6 protein-coding genes and 1 pseudogene are annotated in these 7,083 nt (G+C 64.9%); 4 read left to right on the forward strand and 3 right to left on the reverse strand.

Annotated elements, in window-relative coordinates; genetic code table 11:
- Window positions 1–458: 458 nt before the first annotated feature.
- Both ACFWAY_RS52705 and ACFWAY_RS52710 read right to left on the reverse strand, forming a co-directional pair.
- Window positions 459–614 (reverse strand): DUF6131 family protein, encoded by a 156-nt coding sequence (locus ACFWAY_RS52705; RefSeq protein WP_378458494.1) that lies wholly within the window; start codon window positions 612–614, stop codon window positions 459–461.
- A 560-nt stretch (window positions 615–1,174) separates the two neighbouring features.
- The gene (locus ACFWAY_RS52710; RefSeq protein WP_378516393.1) at window positions 1,175–1,345 is read right to left on the reverse strand and encodes a hypothetical protein; all 171 of its coding nucleotides are present in this window, start codon (window positions 1,343–1,345) and stop codon (window positions 1,175–1,177) included.
- Between ACFWAY_RS52710 and ACFWAY_RS52715 the strand changes: the two are divergent.
- Window positions 1,294–1,981: pseudogene (locus tag ACFWAY_RS52715) on the forward strand (AraC family transcriptional regulator). The gene ACFWAY_RS52710 and the pseudogene ACFWAY_RS52715 overlap by 52 nt on opposite strands.
- Before the next feature lie 52 nt (window positions 1,982–2,033).
- Here ACFWAY_RS52715 and gnd read toward each other — a convergent pair.
- On the reverse strand, window positions 2,034–2,933 hold the full coding sequence (gene gnd / locus ACFWAY_RS52720) for a phosphogluconate dehydrogenase (NAD(+)-dependent, decarboxylating) (RefSeq protein WP_378458496.1): 900 nt from the start codon (window positions 2,931–2,933) through the stop codon (window positions 2,034–2,036).
- 161 nt (window positions 2,934–3,094) lie between these two features.
- Here gnd and zwf point away from each other — a divergent pair, with 161 nt between their 5' ends.
- From zwf to ACFWAY_RS52735, 3 genes are all read left to right on the forward strand, one after another.
- On the forward strand, window positions 3,095–4,672 hold the full coding sequence (gene zwf / locus ACFWAY_RS52725; RefSeq protein WP_378516390.1) for a glucose-6-phosphate dehydrogenase: 1,578 nt from the start codon (window positions 3,095–3,097) through the stop codon (window positions 4,670–4,672).
- 622 nt (window positions 4,673–5,294) lie between these two features.
- Window positions 5,295–6,251 carry an AraC family transcriptional regulator gene (locus ACFWAY_RS52730; RefSeq protein ID WP_378516391.1) on the forward strand — a complete coding sequence of 319 codons (957 nt, stop codon included), beginning with the start codon at window positions 5,295–5,297 and terminating at the stop codon, window positions 6,249–6,251.
- A gap of 234 nt (window positions 6,252–6,485) precedes the next feature.
- Window positions 6,486–6,932, forward strand: a complete 447-nt coding sequence (locus ACFWAY_RS52735; RefSeq protein ID WP_378516392.1) for a hypothetical protein — start codon at window positions 6,486–6,488, stop codon at window positions 6,930–6,932.
- Window positions 6,933–7,083 lie beyond the last annotated feature (151 nt).

Consider the following 7,083-nt stretch of genomic DNA (forward strand, 5'->3'; position numbering starts at 1 on the left):
GCCTGTGTCGTGCCCAGCGCCGACTCGAGGGTGGGCAGCACCGGCATCACCAGTGACTGCAGAAGCGCAAAGGCCCCGACACCGATGGTGAGGACGGCAAAAGTCAGCTGATAGTGCGTCCGCATCGAAGCGGTTTTCATGAATACTCCCAACAAAGCGGAGCGTTCACTCCGCATGCGGAGAATCTATCATTCGACGCGGGGGCGTGCATCGTTCGAGCGGGTGATGGTCGTTCGGGGATGGGGCGGTCGCGCGTGGACGGCTCGGAACCAGAAACCCGCACAACATTGTTGCGATGCGCACACCAACGGACCCGAACTCGCGTCGTGTCTTCCCGCCGTCGGTACGTATCTCGTTGGCTGGGAGAAGGTTCGTGACTTCGCGCACGGTTTCCGCTACGCATTCCATTCACGTCGATGTGGACGCTCCCGCGCAGCGGGCACCGTGGGTCCCCGACCTCAGAACCAGTGACGGCGCCCGCCTACGGCGCGGCCGGTTCCTCCGAGCAGCGCGAGGATGATTCCGATGACCAACAGGACGATCCCGATGGTCGAGAGGATCGAGATGTGTGCCACGAACCCGATCACGAGCAGAATCAGTCCGAGAATGATCACGATGAACCTCGTCTCGTCGCGGTGTGCTCCCTCGCCCCCCGGGGGTACCCCGTCGGCGTTGTCGGAAAACGAATGGCGGTCAGCAGGTGATCCGGGTTGCCTCTCACTGCTTCGTCGAGCGCGACATCGCTGCCGTTTTCGCCGCGAACCTATTCGCGGACGAGCGTCACGACTTCGTTCAGCGGTGCCCGAGCGGTGCGGTAGGTGTTGGCCGGGTGGTCGAGATCGCTCCGAGCCCGAGGCTCCGCGCGGCGAGAAGGAACGCACCCACGTACAAACCGGTGTCGGCCCCGTACGATATATCCAGTGCTGGCTCGCGCCAAAGGATATGGGGCAATGTTGGGCGGCCGCGTCACCGCGATTCTCGCTCCTGTGCTGGCCGGATACGCGCTCGTGGTGATGTCACCGAACAATATGTACCGGTCGGCCGTTCCCATTTTGATCGCAGTCGGGCTGCGGTCGGTTTGTTCAGAATCAACGTCTCGCAGGAACGTCCTCGCGTAGACGGCGAGGCGGTGAAGTCCGGCCTCGTGTCGAGGGCTGAGTATTAGAGGTTGCGGTTACCGAAGCGCAGCAAGCACAGTGGTCATGGTGACCGTGACGAGGAGCAGCACGTAACTGACCGCGTGTACCCGGTCAGCGAGACGGGATGGATGCCTCAGCGTGACGATCACCGGGAGTGCGCCGAGGAGCAGCGCCAGGGCCGCGGCCACGTCGACGGAGCCGACCAACCGACTATCCGGCCGGCTTCGTGCTGGATTGGCACGAACACCGTCGTGCGAAGTTTCTGTACGGCGCCACAGGAACAATGGTTGTCGAGACTGGCAACGGCACCTGGACGGTCCTTACCGCGCAAGGTGTCATGATTCCGTCGGCCATACGGCATCGGGTGCGAATTCTCGCTGCTCCGCGAACTGCTGCTCGTCGCCCCGACCTACCCGCCGAGTACGACCGTGACGGTCGCGAGGGTGCCATCGCGGCACTGCTGCTGTTCGAACTGGCGACTCTCAGGTCGCTGCCGCTGCACCTGACGCTGCCCACGTCGGCCGACCTGGTCGCGTTGTGTCGGTCCTATCTCGGCAAGCCGGAGGTCGGGTGACGAATGCCGAGTGAGCGGGCCGGGTGGCGATGAGCGAACGTGCCTTCACCCGGCTATTCCTACGCGAGGTCGGGATCGGTCCGGCGGCCTGGCGCCTGAGGGCCCGGTTGCTGGCGGCCATCCCGATGCTGCGCTCGCAGCCAGTGACCGAGTCGCCTCGGCCCTCGGTTACGTACCTCCGGCAGCCTTCTCATTCGCCTTCAGCCGTGAGTTCGGGATGGCACCGTCCGGGGTCGGCCGACGCGAGGATACGTCCGTGAACAGGTGAGTTGCCGGTCAGGTTGGGTGGTCATGGTCATGGTCATGGTCATGGTCACGGTTCAGGCGATCCCAGCGGGTTCGGCGCGTCGGACGGCGTGCCCGCCGAATTGGTTGCGCAGCGCCGAAACGGCTTTCATCGCGGGCGAGTCGTGCTGTCGGGAGGCGAATCGCGCGAACAGTGCGGCGGAGATGACCGGTGCCGGGACGGCGTGGGCGATGGCTTCTTCGACGGTCCAGCGGCCTTCACCGGAATCCTCGGTGTAGCCGGACATCGCGGCCAGGTCGGGGTCCTCGGACAGGGCCTGCACCAGAAGGTCGAGCAGCCAGGAGCGGACCACGGTGCCCTTGGACCAGGCGCGCAGGACCGCGGGCACGTCCACGATCGAGTCCTCGGCGGCGAGCAGTTCGTACCCCTCGGCGTAGGCCTGCATCAGCCCGTACTCGATGCCGTTGTGCACCATCTTCGCGTAGTGTCCGGCGCCGACCGGGCCGGCGTGGACGAACGAGTCCTGGCGGTCACCGTCCGGCCGCAGCGCGTCGAAGACCGGCATCAACCGGTCGATGTCGGCGGTGTCGCCACCGACCATCAGCGCGTAGCCGTTCTTGCGTCCCCATATCCCGCCGGAGACGCCGCAGTCGAGGTAGCGGATGCTTTGTTCGGCGAGGATGTTGGCGTTGATCGTGTCGTCGGTGAATCGGGAGTTGCCGCCGTCGACGACGAGGTCGCCGGGTGCGAGCAGGCGCGAGAGCTGCCCGATCACCTGACGGGTCGGGGCTCCGGCGGGCACCATCACCCACACCGCCCGCGGGCTGGGAAGCGACTCGACCAGCGATTCGACGCTGTTTACATCGCTGGCGGCGGCGTTCGGGTCGTATCCGATCGCCTCGAGTCCGCGTTCACGCAACCGCTCGCGCATGTTCAGGCCCATGCGGCCCAGACCGACCAGTCCCAGTTTCATCGTCACCGTTCCACTTTCGATTTTCGATATCGTGCCGAGGTCTATGTCTACGGGGGTTTCGGGGCGGGCTCACCTGACCGGACGGGCAGCTGACACTGGCCGCTCGGCCAAGTGCATTACCTCGCCGGGCCTTCGACACTGGTATTCGACGCATTGTCTGAATGCGCCTGTGGTGGAGCGAAAGACGGAGTGCAACAGAAGTGACTGTGTCTGAAGTGCAGGAGCGGAACCCGCTGGCAGCTGGCTCGGGCGCCGTTGGTGAGGCGTTGATCGGCAATCCCGGTCAGGTCACCGAGCCGGCGTCGATGGTGATCTTCGGGATCACCGGGGACCTCTCGCGCAAGAAATTGGTTCCGGCCATCTACGACCTCGCGCACGGTGGCCAGCTGCCGCCGGACTTCGATCTCGTCGGCTTCGCCCGCGACAGTACAGACGCCGAGACTCGGCTGCGGGAGGCGGTGATCGCGCACGCGCGCACACCGTTCGACCCGGTGGTGTGGGCGACACTGGCCGAGCGTATCCACCTCGTGCAGGGGTCGTTCGACGACACCGCGGCGTTCGCGAGGTTGGCCGCCCGGCTGGCCGAAATCGACGTCCGTCGTGGTAAGTCCGGCAATTACGTCTTCTATCTGTCGGTGCCGCCATCCTCCTTTGCAGCGGTCTGCGACCAGCTTGCGATCTGCGGTCTGAACCGGAATGCGCACGGATGGCGCCGGATGGTGGTGGAGAAGCCGTTCGGGCACGACCTCGCCAGCTCGCAGGCCCTCGGTGTCGCACTGGAACGAGTGTTTCCGCCATCCTCGATCTACCGCATTGATCACTACCTGGGGAAGGAGACGGTGCAGAACATCCTCGCGTTGCGCTTCGCGAACGGAATGTTCGAGCCGTTGTGGAACAACCGGCACATCGACCACGTGCAGATCACCATGGCCGAGAGCGTCGGGGTCCCGGGCCGTGCCGGGTACTACGACGGTGTGGGCGCCGCCCGTGATGTCATCCAGAATCACCTGCTGCAACTGTTGGCGTTGATCGCAATGGAAGAACCCGTCGCATTCGACGCCGACAGCATCGCCGCCGAGAAGATCAAGGTCCTCTCCGCCACCGAACTCCGCGGACCACTCGCGGAGACATCGGCCCGGGGCCAATACGGTGCAGGAGTGGAGAACGGTGTTCCCGTGCCAGGATTGGCTGACGAGGCCGGGTTCCCCGCCGACTCGGCCACCGAGACCTTCGCGGCCCTGACAGTCGGCATCGCGACCCGCCGGTGGGCCGGCGTGCCGTTCTTCATTCGCACCGGCAAACGCCTGGCGCGGCGGACCGCCGAGATTGCGGTGACGTTCACACCCCCCGCCCACGGCTCACGCGCTGCCAGGGCCGCGGCGGTCTCGAATGTGCTCGTGTTCCGGGTCCAGCCGGACGACGGAATCGAACTGCACATCGGCGCCAAACGTCCGGGCGGTGGCATGCACATTCAGCCGGTCAGTCTGGGGATGGACTTTCGGTCGGTGTTCGACCCGGCACCGGAGGCCTACGAACGGCTGATCTGTGACGTGATCCGCGGCGACGCCACCCTCTTCCCCCGCCGTGAGGAGGTCGAATGGTCCTGGCGGGTCATCGATCCGCTCCTCGAGCACTGGGCAGGGTGCGGTCGCCCGGATGCGTATTCGTCCGGGACGGCCGGCCCGGAGTCGGCGGAACGGATCCTCAGCCGGACCGGCCGGGCGTGGCGGTCGCTCTGACCCGTCCGGGCTGGTAAGTGCGGCGGAGGGGGACCGACCGAGGCCGCTCGTGCATTTCCGATCCTTGGGAATGCGAAACCGTAGTTAACGCACGTTCATGAAATGTGGACCGCGATGAGCGCGCTTCCGTCGGTCAACATCGTGCGCCGTTCTGTGTTGTCCGGGGTGCGGGTTGCAGCGCTGCCAGTGCGTATGACTATTTCGAGAACAAGGACGAGCTCCTGGTCGGGTACCGGCCCGCCTGAATTGGGGAGATTCGGCATTGACGAATGCAGTCGGAAGCGCCCGCACGACCTGTGTGGGCGCTTCCGGCATCGCATGTGCAGGTGTCGGCGCGTGGGCGGACGCCCGGTCACCTCCCGATTGTCCGCTCGTACGCTCGGCCGGTAACGGTCGTCCGAGTGGCCGCGACGACCGGCGGAGCGGGGGAGATCGTTGACATAAAATAGTGACGCAGGCCATACTCCCTGGGCGCTATTCGGTCAGGTGTGCGTATGTCGAACGGTGGAGTGGGAGGAGCGCTTTTTGCTCGAGTGATCGTCGGGAGACCGTTGCTGACCATGGAAAGGCGATCGGAAGAATGACCGCGTCGTACAGCTGTCGGGGCAGTGGCCGCCCATCCGTGCCGATTCTCTTGCACAGCGGAGACGTCGAGGAGGCGACCGCAGGTGTGGGCCAGGTGTTTCATCCTCACGAGCTCACGCGGGTTGCGCCGGTGTCCCGGTTCGAAGCAGATCTGCAAGCGGTAGCGACCGGTCCGTTGGTTGCGGGCCAAATCCGCTACAACAGCAACAGCGACCTCTTCTGCCCCTCCATCGAGGGTTACCACGTGAACATCCCGTTGTCGGGTCGACTTCTGTCGGAGTCGAACGGTGAGCAGACCATTGTCGAAGAGAACAGCGCGGTGGTCTATCAGACCGGCTCCAATGCTCGGATCCTGACTCCGCCGAACAGTCGGCTGAACATGTTCGCGATGAAGCTCGACCGTGTGGCAGTGCATGCTGTACTGCAGGATCTGCTGGGTCGGCCCGTCACCGAATCGGTCCGGATCCATGGTGGACTCGATCTGACCGGAATCGATGGAAGTGCCTGGCGCACACTTGTTCTGAACACGTATCAGAGTCAGATCGTCGGGTCGATGATGATGAACCCGATACTGGCCGAGCCGTTGGCGTACTCGATCGTCGTGGGGCTGCTGTCTTTGACCGAGCATCAGTATGCGGATGATCTGGCGACGCCGGCGGCATTGGCCGCACCGGCTACGATTCGTCATGCCGTCGAGTTCATCAACGCACACGCGGCGTTGCCGCTGACGCCGGCCGACATCGCCCGGGAGGTCGGGCTGAGCGTGCGCGCACTCCAGCGCGGATTCCGCGAGTTCATTGATGCGACTCCGATGGAGTATCTTCGCGGCGTCCGAATGAAAAAGGCGCATGAGGACCTGGTCTGTGCGCAACATGACGCCGAGACGGTCGCCGGCATCGCGGCACGGTGGGGCTTCTATCACTACGGGCGATTCTCGCGGGACTACCGGCAAATGTACGGGGTCAGTCCTTCACACACCTTGCGGTACGGCTGACAGGCCGCACCCGGGTTCTCGTCCGGCGCCGCCACAATGCTGATGTGGAGGGCATCGAGAATGGGCGCTGGATGGATAGTGTCGTGCGCTCTCGGGATAGATACGTCCGGTCGGGGTGCCTAGATTCGTCAATAAGGGCAGTGGGAGACCGGCCCGACCAGCACCCATCGAACGGCGCTGACCGACCGATCACCTCCACGCCTCACCGCATCGACACGGCAAGAGATGATCGAAATGACGAGAACAACGACCGCATCCACCAGCACCGGGACTCGTGTGGCTTTCGGCGAACACGAGCGCACCCCCTTCCGGGATCACCCCGCTCTGACACTCGATGCTCGATTGACCGTCGGAGCCGGCCGTGCCAGGATCGTTGCATCCCATGACCCGGCGACGGGCACGGAGCAGGTGGTATTGATGCTCGGAGAGACCGTCGGCGCGCACGACGTTCCGGTGCGCGTTGTCGACGAGGAAGCGCTGCTCATCGAGGGTAGCCGCTATGCCCACACCCCTCAGCTGTTGATCGGCGATTCCGCACTCGCGATCACGGATAACCCTGCGCCGCGGCGGTGGGAGGTCGGCCGCCAGCTCCGCGAAGGTGGACCCATCCGCGCGTTGCTCGAACTCTCCGGTGCTCAATCGGTCGAAGTCGACTGGCTCCCGGCTACCGCCGCCGCGTGAACTGACGGCTCCCGCGAAGACTGACGAATTTGGCCACCGCCAGGCGTCGTGCGGGGCCGTTCCGCTGACTACCTGAACGCAATCGAAATCCCACCCCGATGTCCGCTGCCCTCGAGGGCCTCGGAGATCGGGGTTGGGGCCCGCGTCGCTA

The organism is Rhodococcus sp. NPDC059968, assembly GCF_042738615.1.
Taxonomy (GTDB): domain Bacteria; phylum Actinomycetota; class Actinomycetes; order Mycobacteriales; family Mycobacteriaceae; genus Rhodococcus_F.

Excerpts from the sequence above, each read along its gene's own strand:
- gnd (WP_378458496.1), bottom strand. The coding sequence starts at position 2,933 with ATGAAACTGGGACTGGTCGGTCTGGGCCGCATGGGCCTGAACATGCGC.
- zwf (WP_378516390.1), top strand. The coding sequence starts at position 3,095 with ATGCGCCTGTGGTGGAGCGAAAGACGGAGTGCAACAGAAGTGACTGTG.
- ACFWAY_RS52735 (WP_378516392.1), top strand. The coding sequence starts at position 6,486 with ATGACGAGAACAACGACCGCATCCACCAGCACCGGGACTCGTGTGGCT.